Origin of the sequence: Neptuniibacter halophilus (genome assembly GCF_030295765.1) — a bacterium.
Taxonomy (GTDB): Bacteria; Pseudomonadota; Gammaproteobacteria; order Pseudomonadales; family Balneatricaceae; genus Neptuniibacter; species Neptuniibacter halophilus.
Genome location: NZ_AP027292.1, coordinates 2,880,743 through 2,906,537, shown reverse-complemented (window position 1 = coordinate 2,906,537; position 25,795 = coordinate 2,880,743). Strand labels below are relative to the sequence as shown.

26 protein-coding genes are annotated in these 25,795 nt (G+C 48.0%); 9 read left to right on the top strand and 17 right to left on the bottom strand.

The features are described from left to right. Positions 1-78 precede the first annotated feature (78 nt). Complete coding sequence (locus QUD59_RS13555; RefSeq protein ID WP_286237635.1) at positions 79-399, top strand: DUF3301 domain-containing protein; 321 nt, start codon at positions 79-81, stop codon at positions 397-399. Positions 400-476: 77 nt separating this feature from the next. Here the strand turns inward: QUD59_RS13555 and QUD59_RS13550 are convergent, their stop codons facing one another. Continuing rightward, on the bottom strand, positions 477-680 hold the full coding sequence (locus QUD59_RS13550; RefSeq protein ID WP_286237632.1) for a cold-shock protein: 204 nt from the start codon (positions 678-680) through the stop codon (positions 477-479). A 492-nt stretch (positions 681-1,172) separates the two neighbouring features. Next, a complete protein-coding gene (locus tag QUD59_RS13545) occupies positions 1,173-2,639 on the bottom strand; it encodes a protein adenylyltransferase SelO (RefSeq protein ID WP_286237631.1) in 1,467 nt (488 codons plus the stop codon). Positions 2,640-2,833: 194 nt separating this feature from the next. Here QUD59_RS13545 and QUD59_RS13540 point away from each other — a divergent pair, with 194 nt between their 5' ends. After that, on the top strand, positions 2,834-3,145 hold the full coding sequence (locus QUD59_RS13540; RefSeq protein WP_286237630.1) for an MGMT family protein: 312 nt from the start codon (positions 2,834-2,836) through the stop codon (positions 3,143-3,145). 28 nt (positions 3,146-3,173) lie between these two features. Here the strand turns inward: QUD59_RS13540 and QUD59_RS13535 are convergent, their stop codons facing one another. Then, a complete protein-coding gene (locus QUD59_RS13535; protein WP_286237629.1) occupies positions 3,174-4,088 on the bottom strand; it encodes a LysR family transcriptional regulator in 915 nt (304 codons plus the stop codon). Positions 4,089-4,204: 116 nt separating this feature from the next. Here QUD59_RS13535 and QUD59_RS13530 point away from each other — a divergent pair, with 116 nt between their 5' ends. Both QUD59_RS13530 and QUD59_RS13525 read left to right on the top strand, forming a co-directional pair. Beyond that, positions 4,205-4,651: a DoxX family protein gene (locus tag QUD59_RS13530; RefSeq protein ID WP_286237628.1), complete on the top strand. Its 447-nt coding sequence runs from the start codon at positions 4,205-4,207 to the stop codon at positions 4,649-4,651. A gap of 48 nt (positions 4,652-4,699) precedes the next feature. After that, positions 4,700-5,389 carry a pirin family protein gene (locus tag QUD59_RS13525; RefSeq protein ID WP_286237627.1) on the top strand — a complete coding sequence of 230 codons (690 nt, stop codon included), beginning with the start codon at positions 4,700-4,702 and terminating at the stop codon, positions 5,387-5,389. On the opposite strand, the gene QUD59_RS13520 is transcribed toward QUD59_RS13525, so the two are convergent. Continuing rightward, complete coding sequence (locus QUD59_RS13520) at positions 5,386-5,979, bottom strand: DNA-3-methyladenine glycosylase I (RefSeq protein ID WP_286237626.1); 594 nt, start codon at positions 5,977-5,979, stop codon at positions 5,386-5,388. The two genes, QUD59_RS13525 and QUD59_RS13520, sit on opposite strands and share 4 nt — an antisense overlap. Before the next feature lie 24 nt (positions 5,980-6,003). Further along, the gene (locus QUD59_RS13515) at positions 6,004-6,579 is read right to left on the bottom strand and encodes a phosphoribosyltransferase (protein WP_286237625.1); all 576 of its coding nucleotides are present in this window, start codon (positions 6,577-6,579) and stop codon (positions 6,004-6,006) included. A gap of 417 nt (positions 6,580-6,996) precedes the next feature. Between QUD59_RS13515 and QUD59_RS13510 the strand changes: the two genes are divergently transcribed. Continuing rightward, the gene (locus QUD59_RS13510; RefSeq protein ID WP_286237624.1) at positions 6,997-8,514 is read left to right on the top strand and encodes a choice-of-anchor I family protein; all 1,518 of its coding nucleotides are present in this window, start codon (positions 6,997-6,999) and stop codon (positions 8,512-8,514) included. Positions 8,515-8,716: 202 nt separating this feature from the next. Here QUD59_RS13510 and QUD59_RS13505 read toward each other — a convergent pair whose 3' ends face one another. From QUD59_RS13505 to QUD59_RS13490, 4 genes are read right to left on the bottom strand one after another with little or no spacing between them, the layout of a single operon-like run. After that, positions 8,717-9,511, bottom strand: coding sequence for an SDR family NAD(P)-dependent oxidoreductase (locus QUD59_RS13505; protein ID WP_286237623.1), 795 nt, complete (start codon positions 9,509-9,511; stop codon positions 8,717-8,719). Next, positions 9,501-10,085 carry a DUF3833 domain-containing protein gene (locus QUD59_RS13500; RefSeq protein ID WP_286237622.1) on the bottom strand — a complete coding sequence of 195 codons (585 nt, stop codon included), beginning with the start codon at positions 10,083-10,085 and terminating at the stop codon, positions 9,501-9,503. The genes QUD59_RS13505 and QUD59_RS13500 overlap by 11 nt, the downstream gene beginning before the upstream one ends. Next, positions 10,072-10,599: a hypothetical protein gene (locus QUD59_RS13495; protein ID WP_286237621.1), complete on the bottom strand. Its 528-nt coding sequence runs from the start codon at positions 10,597-10,599 to the stop codon at positions 10,072-10,074. The genes QUD59_RS13500 and QUD59_RS13495 overlap by 14 nt, the downstream gene beginning before the upstream one ends. Next, on the bottom strand, positions 10,592-11,104 hold the full coding sequence (locus tag QUD59_RS13490; protein WP_286237620.1) for a DUF2878 domain-containing protein: 513 nt from the start codon (positions 11,102-11,104) through the stop codon (positions 10,592-10,594). Before QUD59_RS13490 ends, QUD59_RS13495 begins: the two co-directional genes overlap by 8 nt. Before the next feature lie 373 nt (positions 11,105-11,477). Here QUD59_RS13490 and QUD59_RS13485 point away from each other — a divergent pair, with 373 nt between their 5' ends. From QUD59_RS13485 to QUD59_RS13475, 3 genes are all read left to right on the top strand, one after another. Continuing rightward, on the top strand, positions 11,478-12,425 hold the full coding sequence (locus QUD59_RS13485; RefSeq protein WP_286237619.1) for an AEC family transporter: 948 nt from the start codon (positions 11,478-11,480) through the stop codon (positions 12,423-12,425). 167 nt (positions 12,426-12,592) lie between these two features. Then, positions 12,593-13,009, top strand: a complete 417-nt coding sequence (locus QUD59_RS13480; protein WP_286237617.1) for a DUF3429 domain-containing protein — start codon at positions 12,593-12,595, stop codon at positions 13,007-13,009. A gap of 17 nt (positions 13,010-13,026) precedes the next feature. After that, positions 13,027-14,583 carry a cryptochrome/photolyase family protein gene (locus tag QUD59_RS13475; protein ID WP_286237616.1) on the top strand — a complete coding sequence of 519 codons (1,557 nt, stop codon included), beginning with the start codon at positions 13,027-13,029 and terminating at the stop codon, positions 14,581-14,583. 397 nt (positions 14,584-14,980) lie between these two features. On the opposite strand, the gene QUD59_RS13470 is transcribed toward QUD59_RS13475, so the two are convergent. The 4 genes from QUD59_RS13470 to QUD59_RS13455 form a co-directional block, all read right to left on the bottom strand. Continuing rightward, the gene (locus QUD59_RS13470) at positions 14,981-16,099 is read right to left on the bottom strand and encodes an HNH endonuclease (protein WP_286237615.1); all 1,119 of its coding nucleotides are present in this window, start codon (positions 16,097-16,099) and stop codon (positions 14,981-14,983) included. Next, positions 16,099-16,803, bottom strand: a complete 705-nt coding sequence (locus QUD59_RS13465) for an OmpA/MotB family protein (protein WP_286237614.1) — start codon at positions 16,801-16,803, stop codon at positions 16,099-16,101. The genes QUD59_RS13470 and QUD59_RS13465 overlap by 1 nt, the downstream gene beginning before the upstream one ends. A gap of 2 nt (positions 16,804-16,805) precedes the next feature. Continuing rightward, positions 16,806-18,659 carry a hypothetical protein gene (locus QUD59_RS13460; protein ID WP_286237613.1) on the bottom strand — a complete coding sequence of 618 codons (1,854 nt, stop codon included), beginning with the start codon at positions 18,657-18,659 and terminating at the stop codon, positions 16,806-16,808. Positions 18,660-19,175: 516 nt separating this feature from the next. Continuing rightward, positions 19,176-19,859: a hypothetical protein gene (locus QUD59_RS13455; RefSeq protein WP_286237612.1), complete on the bottom strand. Its 684-nt coding sequence runs from the start codon at positions 19,857-19,859 to the stop codon at positions 19,176-19,178. A gap of 387 nt (positions 19,860-20,246) precedes the next feature. On the opposite strand from QUD59_RS13455, the gene QUD59_RS13450 reads away from it, so the two are divergent. Beyond that, the gene (locus QUD59_RS13450) at positions 20,247-20,807 is read left to right on the top strand and encodes a hypothetical protein (protein ID WP_286237611.1); all 561 of its coding nucleotides are present in this window, start codon (positions 20,247-20,249) and stop codon (positions 20,805-20,807) included. Here QUD59_RS13450 and QUD59_RS13445 read toward each other — a convergent pair. The 4 genes from QUD59_RS13445 to QUD59_RS13430 form a co-directional block, all read right to left on the bottom strand. Next, a complete protein-coding gene (locus QUD59_RS13445; protein ID WP_286237610.1) occupies positions 20,804-21,412 on the bottom strand; it encodes a hypothetical protein in 609 nt (202 codons plus the stop codon). The genes QUD59_RS13450 and QUD59_RS13445 overlap by 4 nt on opposite strands. A 35-nt stretch (positions 21,413-21,447) precedes the next feature. Continuing rightward, positions 21,448-22,407 (bottom strand): hypothetical protein, encoded by a 960-nt coding sequence (locus QUD59_RS13440; protein WP_286237608.1) that lies wholly within the window; start codon positions 22,405-22,407, stop codon positions 21,448-21,450. 92 nt (positions 22,408-22,499) lie between these two features. Beyond that, complete coding sequence (locus tag QUD59_RS13435; protein ID WP_286237607.1) at positions 22,500-24,245, bottom strand: restriction endonuclease subunit S; 1,746 nt, start codon at positions 24,243-24,245, stop codon at positions 22,500-22,502. Beyond that, entirely contained in the window at positions 24,245-25,744 is a 1,500-nt protein-coding gene (locus QUD59_RS13430; protein ID WP_286237605.1) for an N-6 DNA methylase, read from the bottom strand. Before QUD59_RS13430 ends, QUD59_RS13435 begins: the two co-directional genes overlap by 1 nt. Between the last annotated feature and the right edge of the window lie 51 nt (positions 25,745-25,795).

The window sequence follows — 25,795 nt, the reverse complement described above, 5'->3', positions numbered from 1 at the left end:
TCCAAACCCAAATTTATCGTGCATAACAGTGCAACTCATTGTAAAACAAGCTCTTTGCAATTACCTCTGGAAAGATTGATGGTTATAGATCTCGAAGCGTTGTTCTGGCTGACTCTGATCGCATTTTTACTCTACCACTGGTGGCAGTCACAAAAAGTGAAGGAAGCAGCACTACGTTACACCCGCCGCCACTGCAAAGAGCTGGAGCTGCAACTGCTGGACGACAATATCAATCTGCGGGGTTTCTGGCTTAAACGGGATAGTCAGGGCCGGGTAAGAATCTGGCGGGCATACAACTTTGAATTTTCATCCACCGGGGAGGAACGTTACAGCGGCCGGGTTGTGACGCTCGGCGGCCGGGTAACCGACCTGCACCTGGACCCCCACCGTCTTCAATAAGTGATGTTCAGGTAAAAATCAGGCATAAAAAAAGCAAGGTCGAAACCTTGCTTTTTTTCTTCAGCGAGAACGTAAGCTTACAGCTTAACGATGTTCTCAGCCTGTGGGCCTTTCTGACCCTGAGTTACAGTGAACTCAACTTTCTGACCTTCAGTCAGGGTTTTGAAGCCGTCGCCCTGGATAGCAGAGAAGTGAGCGAAAACGTCTGGGCCGTTTTCCTGCTCGATGAAACCAAAACCTTTTTCTTCGTTAAACCATTTAACTGTACCAGTAGTAGACATATTCGTAGTCCTATATATTTCAGAGTAATTTTTGCCCCGCAGGGCGGTTGTGCTGGAAGTGCTGCGATTACTTATGAAAAACAGGACGACAAATACAAGGTATCGTCGTAATGGTGTGCATAAATATACGGCTTACTTTCAAGCGGCTTCCATTCTATAGACCTTTTTTATTCCGGGTCAACGAAAAAATCAGCCTTTTTTACAAGAAAATTGGTTATTTTTTAACTGAGGGAACCTGAGGATAAATCTGATGCTTTATCAAAGGGCTACAGAACGGCCGGATACAAGACAGATGGTGCAGGCCATGTCGCGACTTTTTCAGGCCGGCTGACAAAGCAAATAACCGTTACAAAGCCGGCACTGCGGGGCGCACAGCGCCAAAACATGACTTTGTGAATGATGAAAAACAGCCCCTTGGACATTCCGCAAATATAGCGATGTGCGTTAAAGACACTGAAAGTCTGAGATACGCAGGTGCTGTTAGTGGCTTCCTCAGGATGAACAGGTCAGGCAGATCCCTCCGGCCCACTCCGGGGGGGCCTCTGCATAATGTGCGAAATCCGGATTTTCCTGCATCGGTTTACGCAACAGATCGGTGAGTGAATGCACCAGGGTGAAATCCCCTTCTGTGGCGCTGCGGATCGCTTCCTCCGCCATGTAGTTACGCAGAATAAACTCCGGATTCACCGCCCGCATCTGCGCCCGGCGTATCGGCTGGCTCGCCGCTTCTTGCAGCAACCTCTGCTCATATTTCAGCAACCACGGGGTAAGCTGTTCCGGTGAACAGCACAGTGCCATCAAATCAGTAAGGCTCTGCTCAGAACCATCAAAGTCGGACAATTTCCGGAAGAAGCGATTCATATCCAGCGCCTGCTGAGCAAACAACTGCTGTAACTCTTTAACCAGTACAGCATCATCCTCTGCAACCTGCTGCAGGCCCAGTCGGTTACGAAACTCCTGCAGCTCAGCGGTTTCGTAGAGCGCCGGAAAGCTATCCAGCGCAGCGATCAGATCTTCTTTATCGATCAATGGCAACAGCGCCTGCGCCAGACAGGAGAGATTCCACTGCACAATCGCCGGCTGCCGGGCAAATGCATAGCGCCCCTGATGATCATTGTGGTTGCTGATGGTATCCGGCTTGTAGCTGTCCATAAAACTGTAGGGGCCGTAGTCAAAGGTCTCACCGATCAGCGACATATTGTCTGTATTCAGTACCGCATGAACAAAACCATAGGCCTGCCATTTTGCCACCAGCCGGGCGCTACGCCGCACCACCTCCTGAAACATCGCCAGATAGGGCTGCTCCTGCTCAAGACAATCCGCGAAGAAACGCTGCAGACAGTAATCCGCCAGCAACTGCAACTGGTCATGCTGACGACTGTAATAGAAGTATTCAAAGTGACCAAAACGAATATGACACTGAGTCACCCTGAGTAACGCGGCACAAGGCTCCATCATGCCATCACGCATCACCCGTTCTTCACTGCCCACCAGCGCCAGTGCACGGGTCGTAGGTATTCCAAGGCCATGCATCGCCTCGCTGACCAGATACTCGCGGATACTCGAACGCAGCACTGCCCGACCATCACCAAACCGGGAGAAGGCAGTACGCCCGGCACCTTTAAGATGCAGATCCCAACGCTCGCCTTGCTGATTCAGTACCTCTCCGAGCAACAAGCCCCGGCCATCTCCCAGCTCGGGGTTGTAAACACCAAACTGGTGTCCGGTATATTTCATCGCCAGCGGTTCACTGCCGGGCAGCGGCTTGTGCCCTCCCAGATACTGCGCCAGTTTTTTCGGCTGCACGCTGCATGGGTCCAGATCCAGTAAGCCGGCCACTGCCGGATTAAACGCAATCAGAAACGGATCGCGCAGCGGTGTCGGCTCGATCCGCTGATAGAATCCTGCCGGGAACTGCACGTAGCTGTTATCAAAATTAAGCGATTCAAGCTGAGCCATATAAGGTCACAATCCAAAGTTAAGCGATGCCATTACCCTAGCATTTCACTCAGGTATTATCATCCCTCTATTCGTAGGGCTTTTCTGCGACGTCGGACAGGGATAAATGCAAATGGAGCAAATCACACGTTCCGTCAGCCCTCCTGTTGATCTATTCTCCTGTAGCGTATTTGGAGCGTATTAAGAGGAAGCCAATGCAGGAACTCAGTTATCAGGAACGATTCTGGCAGGTTGTTGCTGCCATCCCCCCGGGCAATGTTGCTACCTACGGTCAGGTTGCAGAACTGGCAGGCCTGCCACGCATGGCCCGCGCCGTGGGTCGCACGCTGAGCCAACTGCCCGCCGACACCAACCTGCCCTGGCACCGGGTGATCAATGCCAGAGGGATGATCTCCTTTCCTCATGGCAGCGAAGCTTACCTGAGACAGAAACAGAGGCTGGAATCAGAAGGTGTCATGTTTGCCGCAGGTAAAATCCCCCTGAAACGCTATCAATGGCAACCCTGACCGCGCCCGGCGTTACACCTCTCACCGGTCAGATCCTGACCAGCCCCTGCTGAGGATCAAACCGGTACTGCTGCAGACGCTCGATAAACCATTTAGCCCCCTTACCCAGTGGCCCCCGCCGCCAGGCGAGATGCAGATCGACCGTATCCCTGATTTCAGACAGCGTCAGCGGAATCAATTGTTTTTCGTCCAGTGCCCGACTGATCATATGCACCGGCAGATAGCCAACCCCCACGCCGTTAATCTGGGCCTCAATTTTTTTCTGCATGCTCGGTACGGTGATTCGGCTGCGCCCATCCAGCAAACCCGTGGAGCGGACCGGCAGATGACGCGAGCTGTCTGCCACGACCACCGTCGGAAACTGCCTGACCTGTTCCAGCGCGATGGGCTGCGCCAGACGGGTGAGCGGGTGACCGGCTGCCACAGCAAATTCAAATACCACTTCCCCCAAAGGAAAGGTTTCAATCTTTCTGGCGGGCGATGCACCGGGAGCACCGATCACCAGATCACAGCGTTCGGAGTTGAGCGCATCCCAACCTCCACCCAGCACCTCTTCCAGAAGCCGGACTTTGACCCGGGGCTGGATCTGCTGAAACTCGGCAATCAGTTCAAATACCGGTTCATAACTGATCAGACTGTCGATACACAGGGTCAACTCCACCTCCCAGCCCTCAGCTTTCTGCCGGGCTAGTTGAGTTAACTCTTCGGTCGCAAGCAGAATATCCCGGCCCTGCTCCAGAATCAGCCGGCCGACGGGGGTCAGTTCTGCTTTGCGCCGGCTGCGATCAAAGATCTCCACCCCCAGCTCCTCCTCCAGCTTACTGATGGTATAGGAGAGCGCAGAAGGAACCCGATACAGCTCTTCTGCGGCCGCAGCGAAACTCTTACGCCGGTCAATCGCATCCAGGGTGCGCAATGCATCCAGTGTAATAGGCGAAAACATAATTCAAATTTTTTGACCATTCAGGTCAAAATTCTCCGTTATTTTTTATAAAAACCCGTGGTTATCATAGTTAAAAATTCAGAAACACTGAACTGCTTAACAAACGGAGATTCACCATGAACAACGCACTGATCAAAAATATCGTTTCCAGCAACGCCGGTCTGGCCGCCCTCGCGCTTCGTATTCCGATTGGCATCATCTTTATTGCCCACGGGGCTCAGAAACTGTTTGGCGCTTTTGGCGGCTACGGTCTGGAAGGCACGGGTCAGTGGATGGCATCCATTGGGCTGGAGCCGGGCTACCTGATGGCATTGATGGCAGGTAGCGCAGAATTTTTTGGCGGTATCGCCCTGCTGATTGGCCTGCTGGTTCGTCCTGCTGCGGCGGCACTGGCTATCGCCATGCTGGTAGCGATCTTCGCCGTGCATTTTGCTAACGGCCTGTTTATGAGCAACAACGGTTACGAATTCGGACTGGCCCTGCTGGCCGCTTCTGTTTCACTGCTCTTCAGTGGTGCCGGCAAGCTGTCCGTTGATGCCCTGATCGAAAACAAACTGTCCTGAAATTTACAGACAACGCGGGGAGGCCCGACCTCCCCAGGAGCCAATCCTATGATACAGATTCGTAAATCCGATGAGCGCGGCAAAGCCCGTTATAGCTGGCTGGATTCAAAACACAGCTTTTCCTTCGGTCACTATTACGACCCGCAACATATGGGGATTTCACACCTGCGGGTACTGAATGACGACATCGTCTCACCGGGCAGTGGGTTCGAAACCCACCCTCACCGCGATATGGAGATCATCAGTTATGTGCTGGAGGGATCACTGGAACATCGCGATACCATGGGCTATCACAGCATTCTCAAGGCGGGTGACCTGCAGGTAATGAGTGCCGGAAGCGGCATCATGCACAGTGAGTTTAATCCGTCAGAAGACACGCCGTTACAGTTCCTTCAGATCTGGATTCGGCCTGATCAGACCCAGACCAAACCACGTTATTTCGAACGCCGCTTTGCCAACCAGCAGGGTCTGCAGTTACTGGCCTCCGCAGACGGCAGAGAGGACAGCCTGCTGGTGCGTCAGGAGATCAGCCTTTACCGGGTTCAGACAGAACAGGATCTGACTTATCAGACCCAATCAGGGCGGGAATATTACCTGCATCTGGCGCGCGGGCAGGCAAAGATCAACGGTATCACACTGAAGGCGGGGGACGCTCTGCATCTGAGACAGGAGCCTGAACTGAGCATCACTGAAGCCAGTGGATTTGAGGCCCTGTTGTTTGAGTTGCCAGAAGTTTAAGCGTGACCTGTACGCCCGTAACACCAGCACTCGGTAAGATGGTCATTCACCAGTCCCACACCCTGCATATAGGCATAGATAATAGTGGAACCGACAAACGACATACCGCGCTTTTTAAGATCTTTAGAAATCCGGTCACTGATCTCAGTGGTGACCGGCACCTCGTCAAAGCTCTGCCAATGATTGATCTGCGGCTTATGATCCACATAAGCCCAGAGGTAATCAGAAAAGGAGCCGAACTCCTGCTGTAACTGAAGAAACACCCGGGCATTTTTCCTTGCTGAAAAGATCTTCAGTTTATTGCGGATAATAGCAGGATTAGCGCGCAGTGCTTCCAGCTCTGCATCACTCATATCGGCAACGCGCTGTACATCAAACTGATGAAAAGCCTGACGATATCCATCACGTTTACGCAGTACCGTTTCCCAACTGAGACCTGCCTGTGCGCCTTCGAGAATCAGCATCTCAAACAGATGCTGATCATCATATACCGGTACACCCCACTCATTATCGTGGTACTGCGCATAGAATTCCTGACCCGGTTTATTGCCGAAGCAGCGCTTTTTACCATCCTGTTCCGACTGGATCATGCTCTATCCCTGATAGCGAAAAATTTAAGACTTAAAACGCCCCAGTTTAGCCATTTTCGCAGCCACTGCGGCAAACTCAGGCTTATTCGCCAGAATCTCTTCCTGGCTCAGGCCATCGAGTTCGTGCGGAAATACCAGCCACTCGTTGGTTTCGTGAACGAAGTAATCCGGCACACCCTCGGTCTGGTTATTCGCAGGCTTATAATACGGTGTGGCAATACGGATCTCAGGGGTGTTCTTTTTACACGCCTTTTTCAGCTCCAGTACCGTCTGCGCGATACTCAGGCCGGAATCGTGCACATCATCAACAATCAACAGAGAGTCTTCAGATTCCAGACGTTTGATCAGGTAAGTCAGGCCGTGCACCTTGATATGACGGCTGCGTTCACCAATACCCGTGTATGAGGAGGTACGGATAGCGATATGATCAGACTCGACACCCAGGCAATCCAGCACCTCCTGCACAGTGATACCAACCGGAGCACCGCCACGCCAGACGCCGACAATATAGTCCGGGCGAAAGCCGCTTTCAAAAATCTGCAGAGCCATCTGAGTTGAATCTTCCAGCAGTTGCTGGGCACTGATATATACCTTATCCATTGCGCCTCTTTCGAATCACATCGTTTTAAACTGAGCCACCTGCATTGTGTGCTGTATCACAGCACCCCTGCCTGGTTTAGCCACCACCGCCTTCGCGTCAGCAATGACTATGTAAGTAATACAGGGTAGCAGGTATTGCGGGGAGTACCTTCTTAATCCGGCCCTGTATTGATCCGTCCGCAGCGGGTACGAAAGCGGTTATTGACCGGCCGGTAAAGACAAAGGGGCGATTTATACCGTTCATCCCGACTGATGTCAAAATAACCAGCGTCTCTGCCCCTGCCTGGCCCATCGGTTGCCAACCTCAGTATGAATAACACTCAGGCGACTTACGGGCTTCATATAAGTGTCAACGAATTGAAATTTTCCTGCTCAACAATGGAGCCCATTGCGAACCCTGATTTCACGGAGTAGAAAATGAAAAAGCAAATTCTCGCCTCTGCCATCGGCATGGCACTCGCCTTTGGCCTGTCCACCCAGACCCAGGCGGCCGTTAAAATCACCCAGCTTGACCAGTATAAAGAAGCCATCAACAGTTGCGTGGATGCCGATACGGAAAGCTGCACTGAGATCGCCGCCTACAGCAGCATAGCAAAGCGCATCTATGTCACCAATGCAGCCGAGAACGGACTGCGCATACTGTCCCTTTCTGACGAAGGCAAAATCAGCGAATTCGGCTTTATCGACCTGAGCATCTACGGTGGCGGCCCGAACAGCGTTGCAGTATTCGGCGAATGGGTTGCCGTTGCCGTTGAAGCGGAAGACAAGCAGGCGAATGGTCTGGTTGTCATTTTCGATCTGGACGGTGAGGAGCAGGAAGTAATCGAAGCCGGCGCCCTGCCCGACATGCTGACCTTTACTCCCGATGGCAACTACCTGCTGGTCGCTAACGAAGGCGAGCCAAGTGACGATTACAGCAATGATCCTGAAGGTTCTGTCAGTGTCATCACCACCGGTAGCTGGCAGGTAACCACCGCCGACTTCACCGGGTTTAATGACCAGAAACTGAAAGATGTGCGCATCTTCGGCCCGGGCTCCAGCGTTGCTCAGGATCTGGAACCGGAATATATCGCTGTCGACGCCGACTCTGGCACCGCATGGATCAGCCTGCAGGAAAACAATGCACTGGCAAAACTGGATATCGCTTCAGCTACCATTACCGACATCTACGGTCTGGGCTTTAAAAAGCACAAGCAGAAGATGAACGCATTTGACGCCAGCAACAAAGATGATGGCATCAATATCCAGCCATGGCCGACCAAAGGGATGTACCAGCCGGATGCAATCACCACATTCCAACGCGGTAAAAACACCTTTATCCTCAGCGCTAACGAAGGCGATGCCCGTGATTACGAGGGTTACAGCGAAGAGGTCCGGGTTAAAGACCTGACTCTGGACCCGGAAGCTTTCCCCAATGCAGCCGAACTGCAGATGGATGAAAACCTGGGCCGCCTGAAAACCACAACCGCCCACGGTGACACCGATGGTGACGGCGACCATGATGAAATTTACTCATACGGCGGACGCTCTTTCTCCGTCTGGAACGGTAATGGCAAACTGGTATTCGATTCTGCCAGCAGTTTCGAACTGACGATCGAGGCCCACGGCCCCGAGGCAGAATGGGTAGATAGCCGCAGCGATGATAAAGGCCCTGAACCTGAGTCGATTACGACAGGTAAAATCGGTAAACACGACTATGCCTTTATCGCCACCGAACGGACTAACGACCTGTTTATCTACCGTCTGGATAACCCGGCCCGCCCGACCGGCGTTGGCTTCTATGATTTTGACTGGCGTGCCGAAGGTGGTGAGTACACCTACGTTAACGACGTAGGCCCTGAAGGTCTGCTGTTTGTGGATAACAAAGACTGGCTGATCGTCACTAACGAGATCAGCAATACCGTTTCTGTCTTTAAGGTAGAGATCGAGGACTGATCATTCTGCTGATCATCTGAGCTGCGGCCGGCTACCCTGTCACGGGTAGCCGGCCCGTTTAACAAACACCGTTATAACCGGCTGAGCAACCTGCAAATAACCCCTGTTACTAAACCTCCTGAAATGTGCAGACACAAGGCACAACTCGCTTTGAATGGCCACAGCCTGCAACCCGTACTGCAACACAGCAGATACTGGCTGCCTAATCCCCCTTTGCCGAATCAGGCACCCTGACACTTTTCCCGATCAGCCACAGGTAGAGGCGATAAGGCAGTAAACGCAATAACTTCAGCACGTAAGTAAAGCGTTTCGGGAAACAGATCTCGAAACGATCCTGCAGCAACCCCCGAATAATCCGCTCAGCCGCGTCCTCCGATTCCAGCAGTGCCGGCATGGCAAAATCGTTCTTATCGGTCAATGGCGTTCTGACAAACCCCGGGTTGATCAGTTGCAACTTCACGCCTGTGCCCTGCAGATCCAGACAGAGCGCTTCACAGAGATTAATCAATGCCGCTTTGCTGGCCCCGTAAGCTGCCGCCGTCGGCAGGCCACGGTAACCGGCAACAGAGGCCATTACCGCGATCTGCCCTTCACCCTTTGCGATAAAGCGTTTCAGGACCGGCTCCAGGCAATTGATGCTGCCCTGCAGATTAACCGCCAGCAACCGCCGGCAACGTTCAGCCGAAAACGCCTGCGCAGGGAATGGGTCATGTGTACCCGCATTAAGGATCACCAGATCAGGAAAACTGCCTTCGTGATCCCAGTGCTGCATCCGTTCTGCGATCTGTTCAGGCCGGGTAATATCCAGTGGCACAGGAATAATCTCTCCGGCTTCGCCTGCCGCATCCTGCCTTAGTTTCAGAAGGTCATCCTCTGTCCGGGAGGTGGCATAAACCGTTAACCCCATCTGACATAAACGGATCGCCAGGGCCGCCCCGATGCCTTTGCCTGCGCCTGTCACCCATACGCGCGTCCAGGGTATTTCTTTACTGCTCATGATTCACTCCGGTCAGCTTGCAGCCGGATGTCATTGCACGCACAGGCGGCTGATTCAGCTTGCGGATATAGAGCGTGATCTGCCCCACCTCAATACCAAATTTTGTCATCACTGCGCGGTTTATCAGGTTGTCCTCATCGATCAGATACATCCAGTCATTTAAACTCACTGTCCACTCTCGCCCGGAAACCGGCAGTAATAGTTGGTATTGCCAATTCAGTGCGTTTCCGGCTACCCGGCCTTCGGCCTGCCCGAGCACGTCACCTGCGGTACCGGTGTACCGTTGCCCCTGCTTATTTAAACGCCAGCACCGGTGCTGGGTTTCACCATCGGCAAACCAAAACTGCTCATCAAGCACCCCCTGCTGACCCTGCCATTGCCCGATCATGTCTGCTCTGAAGCGCCTGACCACCGCGCCCCGATAATCCTGAACAATCCCATACGCCTCGAGATAACCCTCGAAAAACTGATTCAGCTCCAGCCGGGGTTCAACCTGACGGTAATCCTCCAGACTGGCCGCACAACCAGAAAGCATCAGGCTCACACTACACAACGCCACTTTACTCAGATTCACGGGGGACTCCTCTTAACTGCCTTGCTAAGGCCGGATACTCAGACTGCTCACTGAGCCAGATCTGTATAAACGCAGCCGAAAATGCCGGATCTTCAACTGACCCGATCCAGACCCGGTTATAAAAAAAGTGAGCACTGCCACGGTCGTCAACCTGAAAGACCAGTTGATCCTTGTCATTGACTCCGGGCCAGATTTCGCGGAGCGCCTGCAACCAGATTGTGCGCTGCTCCGGCGCAGCAAACGGCACCAGCAGCCGCCCGGTTTCGCTGATCAGATCTTCCCGGCTGATACTGCGCTGATAGGTCAGTTGCAGCTTGAGTGGGGCCCGATAGCTTTCGAACTGACCACTGGGCGTAAAAAGAACCGCCTGATAGATATCAAACCAGAGCACCGTTAACCGGGCTTCGCCCACCTTCGGCCAGTTGTTCTGAAGTTGAGGCGGACTCAACTGCGCCCAGACAGGGGTGCAGAAAAAAGAGAGGATCAGGATAAGCGGCTTCAGAGCACTAAACATTCTGCATCGCATAACGCTTCTCCACACGATCACTGATTAGCATTAATGCCGGAAAGAGCAACGCCCAGATGAACAAAAGCACCAGCCCGCCTGCCCACCAGGAAACACTCAGTGAAACAGCACCGAGACTCACAGCAGCCAGATAGGTTGAGCTACCGGCGACGGCTCCGGCACAGGACGCCAGCAGATAGCGACCGGAAAAATAGCTGAGGCTCTGGCGCAGCGTGCAACAGAAGCCCACCCAGAGCAAAAGCAACCAGAGTGGTGGCAGAGCAGAAGATGAATCGAAATAAAAGAACCCGCCCAGCGTCAGCAACAGATCAACACAGAAACCGGTCAGCGCGGTAAAAGAGACAACCAGCAACTCAATATCGGCCTGAGGGTGAAACAGAAAATGCCCCAGCAGCAAGAGAACAACCGGCAGATGCGCGCTATCGCCCAGCAGAATACTCATCCACCAGAGCATCTGAAATCCGATAAGGTTTATCCAAAAATTAGCCGACATCTGTAACCTCTCCTGTTTGGCGGAGATACGTCAGGCGCCCTCTAACAGATCAACGGACAAGATTTTTTACCCTCAGACAGGCGTACCGGCATACACAGCCTTTTGCTCAAACCCTGACAGGAAACAGAGATAAGTTGTTTACATTTATTCCAGATAAACAACCTCAGGGGCCGGCGGCTGAAAAACCCGCTATCGATCGGCATTCACACGAGAAATCAGGGCCTATCGCCATACTGTACACATGAGAATGACCCGGCCAGATATAGAAAGCATGAATTTATCTAATCTTTTTGCTGATTATTTGTAGCTTTATAGAATCCCTCGAAAGCCGGAAAATATCATTAACATATTAATATTTTCCTATGAGGACTGAATGCTCCAGCTCTTTCTCCTGACTCTGCCCATCTTCATTCTTATCACCATTGGTTATTTTGCAGTCCGCGCCGGCTGGGTCAGTGAATCGGCCCTGCCCTCGCTCGGCTCATACGTGATAAAACTGGCGCTGCCCGCCCTACTGTTTAAATCCATGGCATCGCGTCCTGTGGAAGAGTCACTGAACTTTGATTACATGCTGGCTTATGCGTGCGGCTCAGTTTTTCTGATGTTGATCGCTTTTACTGTCAGCACCCGACTGCGTGGAGCCAGTTGCTGGGAATCTGCCTTTCAGGGATTAGGCTCGACGCTGGCCAACAGCGCTTTTATTGGTCTGGCGATTACCGGAGAGCTGTTCGGCTCAGCAGCGGCAACGGCTGTCGCCCTGACCATGCTGGTAGACCTGCTGATCCTGATTCCGCTGGGGCTGATAATGGCCGACCTTTGCAGTGGCGAGGGCGATCCGGTTCAACGCACCCTGCAACTGTTCAAACGTACTCTGGTTAACCCACTGGTGCTGTCCATTGCCGCAGGCCTGATAGTTGCCTGGCAGGGGCTCAGCCTGCCCGCGGTACTGGAGCAGGCCATTGGCACGCTGGGCAGCTCGGCTCCTGCAGTGGCGCTGTTTGTGATCGGCGGCAGTCTGGTGGGAAGCTCAGTCAGCGGTCGTCTGGCGGATATCGGTCAGATGACCCTGTTTAAGCTGATCTTTCACCCGGCAGCCGTTGCGCTGGCGATCTGGTTGCTGCCGGAATTTGATCCTGTCATGCAGACACTGGCCATTCTGATGGCAGCCATGCCCATGGCCAGCGTCCTCTCTCTGCTGGGGCAGCGCTATGGCCAGACGGCCCTGTGTGCGTCATCACTGGTGGTCGCTACCGCCCTCTCATTTATGAGCATCAATCTGGTATTGATCATCCTGAGCCAGACCGGCCGTATCACACTCTGAGTCTGACTGAGTTTGTTCAGCCCCCGTTGCCCCGCCCCGGAGCAACCCGGGGGCTTTGCCCGGAGAGGCACAAGGGCACTGATCGAAACGCTCTCTCTGATCGTATAATGAATTTAATAAGTTCTGTTTTTCAGGGTTAATTAACATTATCAGGGGCAGACGAGCAGATGTTCTTCGCCGATCCAATATCCCGTATTCACCAACGCTCAGGCTACGCCGGCCTGATCCCCTTTATCGGCCTGCCTGTCGCCTATCAGCTTTTCGGCAAACCCCTCGACCAGTGGCTGATCAGTTATGCCGCGCTGATCTACGCTTTTCTCGGCGGCATCGTCTGGCTTGCCTCTCTTAAAACGGATGCGCCAAAGCACCTCTCCCTTATGGCCATACTGGTGATGCTCTGGGGCTGGTTCTGGATTATTTGTCCCTTTCCTTTTTTATCTCAGGTCGCGGGGCTCTCATTCTTTGCGCTGTGGCTCTACGAATGGCGTTTCCTGACCTCAATCTATCCGGACAGCTTCTGGCGGCTGAGAACACAACTGACGGTGGTTGCCGGGTCTGCTTTGATCATCAACGGCTTTCTCTGAAAGGCCCATCACGTTAAATGGATACTCATAAACAGATTCGCAGCCTTTGTCTGGTACTGGGCGACCAACTCAACCATGACAGCACACTATGGCACGACTTCGACCCCCGGCAGGATCTGATCGCACTGTTCGAAGTGAAAGAGGAATCCACACACCCCCTGTCATCAAAACAGAGAACCGCACTGTTCTTCAGCTCCATGCGTCATTTTGCTGAAGAGCTACGCGAAAAACAGCTCCCCGTTTTTTATTCTACGATTGCTGAACAACACCGCTCCATAAGCGACGCCCTCACAGCTTTGATCCGACAGCAAAGGCCAGAAAAGCTTCGTCTGGTCCTGCCCGGCGATACAAGAGTTCTCACAGACCTGCAAACACTCTGTAAAACTCACGATCTGGATTTAGAACTGCTTGCGGATCATCACTTTATCTCCCGGCCGGGAGAGTTCAGCCGCTGGCTGAAAAAAATGAAACAACCCCGCATGGAATACTGGTATCGCGAGATGAGAAAAACCCGCCAGATCCTGCTGGATGAGCACAGCAAACCCTTAGGGGGAAAGTGGAACTACGATCAGGATAATCGACAGACATTCAGCCACAACGGGCCGGACATCACCGCGCTAAAACCGCTGTTCACACCCGACGCCATCACACAAGCAGCGATCAGAGATATCAACAACCACCTTCCTCAACTGCCGGGGAAGCTGGATCAATTCTCATGGCCGGTCTGTCGTGAACAGGCCCTGCTTGCGCTGGATCAGTTCATCGAACAGCGGCTTCCTCTGTTCGGCCAGTATCAGGATGCGATGTGGATAGATGAGCCTTTCCTCTACCACTCCTGGCTCTCCTCATCCTTGAATCTAAAACTGCTCAACCCTATGGAAGTTATCGGGAAGGCAGTTCAGGCGCTGGAACAAGGAAACGCACCCTTGAACTCGGTCGAAGGGTTTATTCGCCAGATTATTGGCTGGCGGGAATATGTCAGAGGCCTGTACTGGACGCACCATACCGACTGGGAGCAGATGAACTGGCTGCAGCATAGCAACCGGCTACCAAACTTTTACTGGACCGCAGATACGCAGATGAAATGCCTGCAACAAAGCATCTCACAGGTGCTGGACGCCGGTTACGGGCATCATATTCAGCGCCTGATGATCACAGGCCTGTTTGCCCTGCTCAGCAAAGTCGACCCGCAACAGGTCCACCGCTGGTATCTGGCTATGTATGTGGATGCGGTGGCCTGGGTAGAAATTCCCAACACCCTCGGCATGAGCCAGTTTGCCGATGGCGGAATAGTCGCCTCCAAACCCTACATCGCCAGCGGCAACTACATCAGCAGGATGTCGAATTATTGCTCCCGGTGCCCTTACAATCCAAAACAGGCAACAGGCGATCAGGCCTGCCCTTTCACCACACTGTACTGGGGCTTCATCGCCGACAATCAGAGCTGGCTCAGCCAGAACCCCCGACTTGCCATGCAAACAAAACACTGGGAGAACAAGGAAGCTAAAGAGAAAAAAGCCATTCTTACCCGGCGTGATGAGGTAATACATAGCTTACAGATCGAAGCGGAATAAGAAACGCCGTTACTGAAAGCCGGCAAAGGCACCATCAAAATAACGGCATACAGCCACCTGATCTGACACAAAAAAGATACTGAAATGGCAACAGAGTGGTGGCCAGTGTTGCTTGGGCACTACATTTCCCAAATAGGATCTTTCAGGCACAAAAAAGCCCCGATAAATATCGAGGCTCTTTCGCTAGAATAGATGGCGGTCAGGGAGGGATTCGAAGCTATAAAATAACCTTTTGTTTTAAAAGGAACAGTTAAGCCACAATTACCGCTAATGTTACAAGCAGTGTTACTTAAAAACCAAGTCAGTAATCACTGCTGTAATATCGAAAGGTGCGATTCTACGAAAACAATTCGAAAGCATAAACCCACAATACATACCAGCCTGGATAGTGTATTAACTATTGATTCATTTCGCTAAGAGCTTCACCCACTGATAAAACATTCCAACCATATAACTGCCCGGCCTTGATGTCTTCCCTGCTTATAGCAATGCCCTTTTTCAGAGAAGGCCATGCCACCTCTAACTGAAACGTTGATTGCTCATTATTTTTGATAATAAAGTTGATTTCAGGTATTGGATAACCATTCTTTTCATAGAAGCGCAGCAAACCATCAACAGCTTTATCAGCGACATTTCTTGCTTGGTTCCAGTTTGAGATGTTAAACAGCCCCTGCTCTCTTCTGAGACCATTCAAAAACAACATATTTTCATGAGTAACTCTCATATAGTCATGATGTGGTTGCTTACGATGGCAATCGATACAAAGTGCTTTGAGATTTCCTGGATGGTTCTCTCTTTTATTCCCACTGATATGGTGTGTGTGTAACAGGCGCTTATTAGAATTCAAATCAACACCGCACTGTTCACAACAGAAATTTACGGTGGCGCGGTAATTTGTGGAGACTTCAGCCCAATCGTCAGAGTACCCACCCTTGTCCACAACCTGTGATCGATCGGGCATAGAGCTAAACAAGGTGCTGTATTCTGATAAAAACTCTGAAATATCATACTCATCATATATTTGCTTTTTAGGAAGCCCCTTCCCGTGCCGATACCCTTTGTAATTGAGATAGGATAAACAGTTCTTACATACTCTTAATTCTGCTTCACCTTCAACACTATCACCGGTTTCATATGAGACACCATAAACCTTAAAAAGGCCACTGGTGTTATAAGTCGCTTTATATCTGTTAAAGCGGTTTTTCTGGCGCATCGAATTCAAAGTCTTGCAGTCAGCAACATGGAACTTACGTCCCTCTTTAGTTCCTTCAAGAACCTCATCGATTGCCTGACCTTGGTCCGGAATAAATAGAAGTACCTGGCGGCCCTTAACACTGAGGACACCATTCTCAAGCTCTAGATCTTCTAGCTGAATATCCAAACCAGCAGTACTAGAAAGGTCTTTATCTAGCTCAAAATCCGGTGAATGATCTTCTTGGAGGTTGAAGTTGGCTTCAAACTTCCCCATACGCTCGACATTAGCCCAGAGCCCCGATAAATCAGTAGTTAACTTCATTAATTTAGCTCCAGAATTTGGCGCATCTGGATATCAGCATTAGTAATAACACGAAAAGTAACTCGCCTTGAACGTACAGAGTCCTCTTGCCCTGCAGTATTCATGACCGGGTGAGATGAAGAAAGGCCTACCGCAGCAAAGTGTTTCTTTATCCATCGCCTTTGTTCATCAGATTCAGGGAGATCATAGACATAGGCAAGAACACTTCGAGTCCTTCCCTGTGAAAGCTCCATATTTCTAAAATATGCTTCCGTATCACTTACATAACTATTCCAGACGCTACTAGTATGCCCTTCAATACGTACTTCATTGATTGAATTAGCAAACTTACCAAGAACATCTAGATACCGAGGGAAAAAATCCCTCAATAGCTCTTTATAGCGTGAACTAAGATCAATCTTTCCTGTTGCGAACAACACCTCAGGGGATTGAAACGTAAATGTCAAAGAGTGGGGATCTATCACTGCATCCCAAGTCTGTAGATCAGACTGGAATTCCCCCATTAGTGCATCATATATTGCGACTTGGTTTTCTTGGTAAGCAACGGCTACCTCTTTAACCTTGTCTCGTTCAATAAACGCTTCCCGCATTAAGGCAATTGCAATAAATAAGAACACCATCATCAACCCAGCCATCAAGTCTGAGACTGATAACCAATGAGACTCTTCTTGCTCAGTTACCTTCGAATCCAAAAGCCGGCTCATATTTAGCTAACCTCACGCATCCTAGTAACCTTGTGCATCTCAGTTACAAGCTGTTGATAATCACTTGTGAATTTACCTGAGATTGTTGTCAGCGCACGCCCCATTTCGTTCATAACACGATTAAGCTCATGATTAAGTGCGTCGTCTAACATTTTGACCTGTTTCTGAACCGCTTCCCCAGTATCTTTAAGAGCGTTATCTGCTTGCTGACTCATACCTGCTAGCACACGCTGACTCTCTTGTGTTTGCTGCTCAGCCATTTTTTGTAGCTCTGCACCCAACTGCTGGCGCATTGATGAAAGCCCTTGCTCAAAGCTATTCCGAATAGATTCAGTTTCAGATACCAATGATTGGCTTGCGGTTTTATAGGATTCAGTTAACTTCTGACTATCATCTTTAAGATCGGCAATTAAATTTCGTAGCACGGAGTTAGTCTCGCTCAGCGCATCATCAAACATCTGCTTAGACTTTTCACTATTGTCCGCAATAACGCCTGAAGTACCTTGTAAAGATTCATTTACTCTTTGGCTATTCTGAATAAACTCTTCACTACCTGTAATAATGGCCTTTTGCATTTCGCCAGAGCTATCAACAACGGCTTCGGACATCTTATTTCCAGCTTCAGTAATTCCTTTAGAAGCTTCCTCAGCAGCGGCTAGAACCCCTTCTGACATAGATTTAACCGAAGAGCTAACTTCATTCGAAACAACTTCGGCAGCGTCGGATAGTCCAGTCACAAGAGTCTCGGTTGTTTTTGTCATACCGTCATTTATCGAAGCAGCTACTTCATTCATTCCCTTAACAGTCTCATCAATCTGAGCTCTTATTTCAGGTACAGCTTCAACAGCGCGATCTCGAATATCTTTAAACGCATCAAGATGTCGCTCAAGCTCCTTAAGCTGATGCTGGTTAACTTCCATTACTGCCTGCAACTCTTTCATACTTTCAGGAATCACTTTCGATTCCTCGCTAATATGGCTTACCGCAGACTCAGTGTGAGTTATTGCCTGGACCCCTTGCTGATATTGATCGCTCATTTGAGCCAACTGTTGTTTGTAATTCTCCTGCCATTGAACCAACTCTAAAACAGCAGCATTTAGCTGTTTGAAGTTTTCTCCAAATTGCTCAATCAAGTTATTATTGAAATCTGAAATAACGTCCTTGAGAGCATTGATCACCTGTTCAGTGGCTGACTTTGACATCATATCGGCAAAGTCCTGAAGCTTGATCCATAACCGTTCTTGGAATTCTATGAATGCGGCTTGCTGCTTTTCGGAATGCTCATTGATGCTTTTTAAGGTCGGAGACAATGGTTCAACCGTTTGCACAAGGCTCTTGTGCTGATCCCCAATATCAGACCTCAACAGCTTCATCTGCCCTACTAAGCTTGCTTCACTGTCTCCACCAATAGCACTCTTCAGCGATTCAATACCTTCTGCTTGCTCCTTCATTACACTATATAGTTCGGCTACCCCAACCTCATCTTCATCGACACCTTCAGCAATTTTTGGGGATATCCAACCTGTAGCAACAATTAATTTATATAAAACCGAAAGCGCCATACCAGCCAAACTGGTTGTGAAAGCAGTCTTCAATCCTGCTAACAGAGTGCTGATACTTCCATCAATATCATCAACATTGAAGCCTAATAATCCTGAAATAATTCCAGCAAATGTTCCCAAAATACCCAAGGTAGTAAGAAGTGTTGGGGCATATTGAGTAAAAGAATGAGCGCTATTGCTTCGCTTCATAACCACAGCAATCAAAAAGCAGGCTATCAATGCCCATAAAAAGACATTGGTAAGAAATTCTGCACCGCTATTGAGTAGCGTCGATTCAATTATTCCAGCCAACATTTTCACATCCTTAACAGATTAACGATTACCACAAGAGCAGAAGCCCCTTGGCAATCTCAGAATTATTCGATTTTTTCCTACCTAGTAAGGCTAAGCCCTAAGGTAGGCCAAAAGATTTAGCGTATGAAAAGCATGTTTCGAGAGGTGAGATATTCCATCCATGAAGAACAGCTGATCTAACCATGATCCCTTAGACATCATCCATAATTTTGTGCAAAAACAGAGCGCAACCTGCGCGAATATTATCTATACACAAGCTGAAAACAAATTTGCCAGAAAAATAAAATCTTTGCAAATCAGCAAGTTATCCAAACACATGTTTTAATTCAATCAAATTAGCACATTAACGCAGCCAGCCCATTGTCGGCATATCAAGCTCATCGAGATCAAGAGCGAATATTGGAAGCAATGCACCATCAGAAAAAACTGTAGCAAGCCCCTTCAAATGTATTTTCCAGCCAGATGATCTGCTTGTTATCTCAGGGAAAATTTTTCTGTGGGTCTCTAGCCATCAGTTCAATCTTTAGTGAAAGCACCGTCAGTTGACCAGCCAGCAGTATAAAGAACGCTACTATCACCTGATTCTTTATTGGCAGTGATATCATCGATCTTTACGTCATCACTACGAATCCGTTTTTGAACGTAAAGAGGCTCGACACTATGACTAAATTCATAATCATGATTAGGCGTGGTAGCTGGGGCCGGACCATAGACTTCAGTAATGACAATGTTTGGTCCAGCTGTCATTTCATTTGTCAGACGGGCAAGCAGCATTAGATAATCGATAACATCAGATCGCTGAAGCGTACCATTACGCACTATCTCAGCTAGCCCTGCTAATCTTTTTTCAGCTATATCGTCATCGTACATAGCAGACGTTTCAAAAGGCCATAACTTCTGTAGGCCGACACGTAATCGTCTGATTTCCTTATGCCCTGCATACATCTCTATCAGCTCAGTTGCTCGGTCGATTTTTGAGAGGCCTTTCATTATCTTACGTCGTTTTGACATCGCACGTTTTTTATCGCGCATTTTCAATTTGAGCTGTTTCTTTGTGCGTTTTGAATCCTTGATCTGAAGTGGATTTTTCGCGACTTCAATCTGGATGTCTACCTGCGTAACTTTACGACTTTCAGAATTCTTATTCGCTAAAATGGCTTGCTGTCGCGGGGTAAGTTTCCTTAGTTTCCGTTTACACATGATTTATTTCCTTTAATTTAGTAACGACCAGCCCTGCACCACAAGGTATGTATAAATTCGCGGAGATAAAACACTATGAAGAGTTTTAATAACCGCCTTACTCTGTACTTATACATTTAATATCTTTTATAGACAAGCTTTAGCCAGAAATAACATTAAACCGCTCTGAAAAACATCAGGACAGCACCTAAAGAAACGGTGCCGTTTAGACCATCTCATGTGACTAAGATTGTTTACCAAATTCGTGAATACTCAGTCGATCAGAAGAAAATAAGCAAGATCAATACTAGCGAGCACAAGAAATATAAAGTAATATTTTCGTGCTCTGGAAGTATGAAGAGATAATAGGAATGACTTTAATAGCTGTAATCCAAGGAAGCACCCAAAATGGACTATTCTGATGCCGTCACTCACTTCTTAAATTTAAAACAGAAAATTCTAAAAATACAAAGAAAATTTGAAGATATTATTGATGACTTTTCAACAGCCAAACCTGTCAAGATACAGACGCATAAGGAAGTTGAGAAGATATACAAATTCCATTATGAAGCACTATTAGATTACGGGATCTTGGTAACTGAAGAGTATAATGATTGCCCTAACGAAGATCATTACGACAACGAACTAGGCACTTCAATTGAAGGGAAGAACGGATACGTTCAGCAGCGAATAACTGGGTACGATTGGGACAATACTTTTGAACTATTTGATGATGAAAAATACGGCATATGCCCATGCTCTGAAACGAATTTTATAGAAAAAATACATATGGTGAGGTATGCCGTATCTCCAGTTGGTAAGTTAATTATGACAGAAGTCTTTTCTAAGGTTCTGATCGATCTTGAAGATGTATTAAAACTCACTAGCAGGTTTGATTATTCCTTTACATTGAACCAAATACTCAACAAGATGCTCAAAAGAATCGATACCATTCTCCCTAACAATTAAGGTGAACTGACCCCATACTCCAAGAGCTCCATTCGACCAGGGAGTATGGGCCCAGCCTGGAAAAACGTTAACAATTCAGTATGACGCCGGTCTTGTTCTAACTGAGCTTGCTCAAGCCAAGATTGTGCTTCTGAGTTAACGGTAAATGCATCAGAGCAAGTATAAATTCCAGATATAATACTTTTCGCTGTCATCGAAAACAGGCCCTCAACTGTATAACAATCAATCAGAGCATGAAAAACATCTGAAATTCTCCTTGCAGCTATATTATCCCCTTCTTCCAATAACCAACCAATATAGTCTTTATTTAAAAATCCATTAAAAAGATGGTCGTTATAGTAATCATCATCAGAGTTTCTGTACCCTGCTAATGATTCTTGGTATTCTCGCATACACTCAGAATAAATAATCCCCAAAGCTGCCACATAGCTACGCACCTTCATTTCCTCTTTTTCTGAAAAGAAGATTGTTAAGCCTTTTTTATCAAGTGCAGGCCAACACTGTTTTGCCCACAGAATATCTTCACCGTCTTCCCAAAATGAAAAGCACTCACGTACCAACGGCCTAGCCTTTTCCCAATTAAACCAGCCTTGCTCTATCTCCATTACTATCCTTTGTCCTTTAGGGTTAAAATTTATCTTTAAGAGTTATTTAAATATTGTTTTTTACTGATATAAGAATCAGCATAACGCTTAAAACTCACACCTATTTTTTTATTAGTGGTGGCCGAATGGATATATATGTCACCAGCTTCGAAATACCCTAACCACCGATCGATAGCTGAAGCAACACTATATCCATCTTCTTTGGATAATGGCGCAATGAACTTTTCGGGAGTATCCACAAATTCATCAGCCTGCCACCTCCCCTTTATAGACATATCAAGCTCATCAAGTTCAAAAGAGAATGATGGTAGTAGCACTCCTTCGGCAAAGGACTCCAGCCAGCCCTTTTCAACATACTTGCCAACCATATAAACATCGCGCATTTGGGCTTGCGAGATACAGCAAGCCACGTCGGCGCAACATTTCCAGTAACTGAGCACCCACCCTGGACAAAGGTGGTACCTGAATATAGTTCTTTCACCTACTACGCCAATACTTTCTTTCAAGAGAATCAGTGTATCCTCTTCATGCTTTCGTGGTGGTTTAACCGTTAGAACAAAACCTTCAATCAGCTTGTCATCCCCCCTAGCCTGAAGCTCATCTATATAGCGACCAAACTCTGTCGGGTGTTTATAGAAATGATGAGATTCAAAAATCTCCCCCTGCCCATGGGACAACCATTCAGTGTTAACTTGAAACAGATCAGCTGCGCTTTGGAGTAGTGAAGGTGTTAGCTTATTGAGGAGATTGTCTTCCGTTTGAACATCCGAAATAGTCAAACCATGATCAAAGAATTCAGGTATCTGGTTACGATAGACCCCATGGGCTTCGAACAGTTTTAAGAATCTGTTCGCAACAGATTCATTTAAAGAATCATCACCATTCGTTATTTCCGTTTTCTTAGAATCTAACTTATTCCTAAGCCAGCGATACCCTTGATAAAGGCCACCAATCACTGCAATTAGACTAGCAACGATACCAATAATTTCTTCCATTTAAGTAACATCCCTAAATTCTTTAAGCTGCTGTCTTTGATCTCAATGGCTCACCCAAGGTTTATCGTAGGACATCCTTATCCTCTCCATACTTACCCAAGTAACGCTTCCCCCTGTAGCACTTGATCCGTTATTGCTTCGGCTAGGGAGAGTTGGTTTTGTTGAGTTTCCAGTAAACGGGCTTTGAGTTGGTCGCAGATGGTCAGAAGTTGATTAACCTTAGCCACTAGTCTAATTTGTTCTTTTTGGGGCGGCATTGGAACCACATAGCGAGCTAATTTATCCCCTGGAAAGTGTTTAATCGTCGCACCAGTGAAGTACTTATCTAGCTGTTTAGAAATTGCGTCTTTCCTCAAACAAATCTGAAGATATTCAGCTAAGACTCCTTGGAAAGGGCGAGCACGATGCAAAGCTTTTTGGAAATAAATTTCGTTATCTGGTTCGTTCCAAATTGCACACCTACCAGGTTCCCCTCCTTCACATATTAGGAGGTCTCCAACCTTAATCAAAAACTCTTCCTTTTCTGACTCCTCAAACCTCATCTGCTTAACATCCTCAAGATCACAATATTTCCACTGCACATTGGTATTTCGCAAATAAGGCAAAAGCTCTCCTTTATTCTTAGCCTTATCAAGCATCTTACCTAAACGGCAGGAGGCAACATCACTGAATCTAACCCATTGCCAAGCAACAGGGATATCATGGTTTTTTTCTTCAGAACCAACTAAAGGTAAGCTCTTCGATCGTTTTATCTTCTTATCTTTAATCAATTGCTCTTTCTCAGCAGCAATCCGTTCTAGTAGAACAGAAGCAGGTTCATCCTTCGGATCTTGCGCCACCAGCTTACCCATTACAGCCAATTGCAGAATTGTCTGCTTCAACTGATCGATGCTGTGCTCTGTAGTGAAGAGGGTATCGAAATGCTCAGCGACTCTTTCCCAATTCTCTGCCAATTCTTCAGCATTCTGGCTTAGGGTGAGAGTGCCTAACAGGGTTTCAACCAGAACCTGATGGGCTTCAATATTGTTTTCAGTTTGCTCTTCTAGCTGATCGCAGAGAGCCATCAACTCCGCAACCTTTTCAGATATGCGAATTTGCTCGGAATATGGCGGTATTCTCAGAATCAATTTTTCCATGCGGTCCTTTGTCATATGGACCATCGCGATGCCATTACCAGATGCTTTTATTTCTTCAGTAATAGCTGACAAAAAATTGAAGATAAATGGTTTATACAATGACTCCTCATTAAAAAAGTCTAGCTTCCAAATGTGGTAGTGATATATAGCTTTTCCACCATCCCAAATAAAAGGACCAAATGACGCAGACCATGCATAAATAAGATCCCCTGTATCGATGTATTTGTCAGGCTCCAGTTCTAAATCAGAGTAATACCATTCTTTCGAGGTAAATAGATTCCCGACTCTTAACAAAGGTGTACCTTCTTGAAGCATCTCGTGCTTTTTATATGCACGACCATTCAGTACATTCATGACACTACCTAAACGACACCGAGCCCAACCCGCAGGTAGATGTTCTAAACAATCCTCTTCAGTGATTTCGGGTAACCTTCTGGGCTTTTTAATAGCCTTCGCTCTAATCAGCGAGTCTTTTTTATCAGCAATCCGTTCCAACAGTACTGAAGCTGGCTCATCATTAGGATCTTGCGGGATTAACTTACCTCTTACGGCAAGTTCCAGAATCAACTCACGAAGCTTCTTGATACCGTATAAACTTTTCTTTTTTGAACCACCTCGCCCACTGCTACTCTTGTTCTCGATAGCAGAGGTCCATAGATCGATATGATCAGTGATCAATTGCTCTACATTTGCAGAACCCATTAGGCTTTACCTCGCTCTTTATTCGGTGCGAGGGCTTCTGCCAAAATACCTTTAATCTGGTTACGTAGCTCGCCGATCTCTTGCTGCTGTTGATGATATTCGGCTAACAACTCTTCAGGATCATGTACGATCTGTTCTTCTTCATGTGGGTTCTTGATATCTAGGTTGTAGTTACGCTCTACAATCTCATCGATACTCACTTTCCAGGCATGTTCATTTTCCTGACGGTTCTGACGTTTGATCTTATCTGTCAGGCTATTGCCTTCACCCCACCAATCCGCACATTCGGATAGATCTTCCAGCTTCATAGGTTTGGTTTTATTGAAGGCCTTTACCCCAGTTGGCAGCGGCACTTCGTAGTACCAAACATCCTGAGTAGGCTCGCCTTTCTCGAAGAAGAGGATGTTTGTTTTTATCCCCGTATATGGCGCAAATACGGAGTTGGGCAGGCGTACTAATGTGTGGAGGTTACACTCTTCCAGCAACAGCTTTTTGATCTTGGTTTTAACACCTTCACCAAATAGCGTGCCGTCCGGTAATACTACTGCTGCACGACCTTTCTCTTTTAGCACTTCAATGATCAACTGCAGGAACAGGTCTGCGGTTTCACGGGTTTGGTATTCAGCAGGAAAGTTCTTCTCAATACCGTCTTCTTCCGTACCCCCGAATGGCGGGTTAGTCACGATGACATCAACCTGATCTTCGATCTCCCAACTGGAGAGTGGTTTATTCAGCGTATTAGCGTGACGGATTTGTACAGGTACTTCGATGCCATGAAGGAGCATGTTGGTAGTACATAGCAAATGCGGTAGCTGCTTTTTCTCCACACCGCGAATCTGCTTCTGCAATGTCTGGTGATCGGATGCTGTTTCTACATACTGACCTTTCACATGGTCAAATGAACAGGCTAGGAATCCACCTGTACCGCAAGCAGGGTCGAAGATAGATTCGCCTAACTGAGGGTCAATCATCTGCACAATAAAGCGGGTTACAGCACGAGGGGTATAGAACTCACCCGCATTACCTGCACTTTGTAGATCTCGCAGAATCTGCTCGTAGATATCACCAAACAGGTGACGCTCTTTAGAATCGGTAAAGTCTATCTCGTTAAGTTTGTTGATCACCTGGCGAAGCAGCGTACCGTTCTTCATATAGTTGAACGCATCGCTAAAGGCTTCTTTAGCCACAAAACCACGTGGGTTCTTATCGATCGGTGCGACTAGGTTCTTCAGATCAGGGAACAGGTCATCATTGATAAACTCTAGTAATTCATCACCTGTAATACCCTGCTCATCAGCAGCCCAGTTACGCCACAGGTACTTCTCGGGAATTGGCTCTTTATAGTTATCCTGTTCAAACTCCAGCAGCTCTTCCTGTGCATCAAACACTTTCAGAAACAGCAACCAAGACAGCTGACCTAAACGCTGAGCATCACCGTCTACACCCGCATCTTTACGCATGATGTCTTGGATCGATTTAATAACTGAACTGATGGACATAACTTTCTCTACTTATTCTTTATCAATACAAAACGGCAGAATCCCTATGAG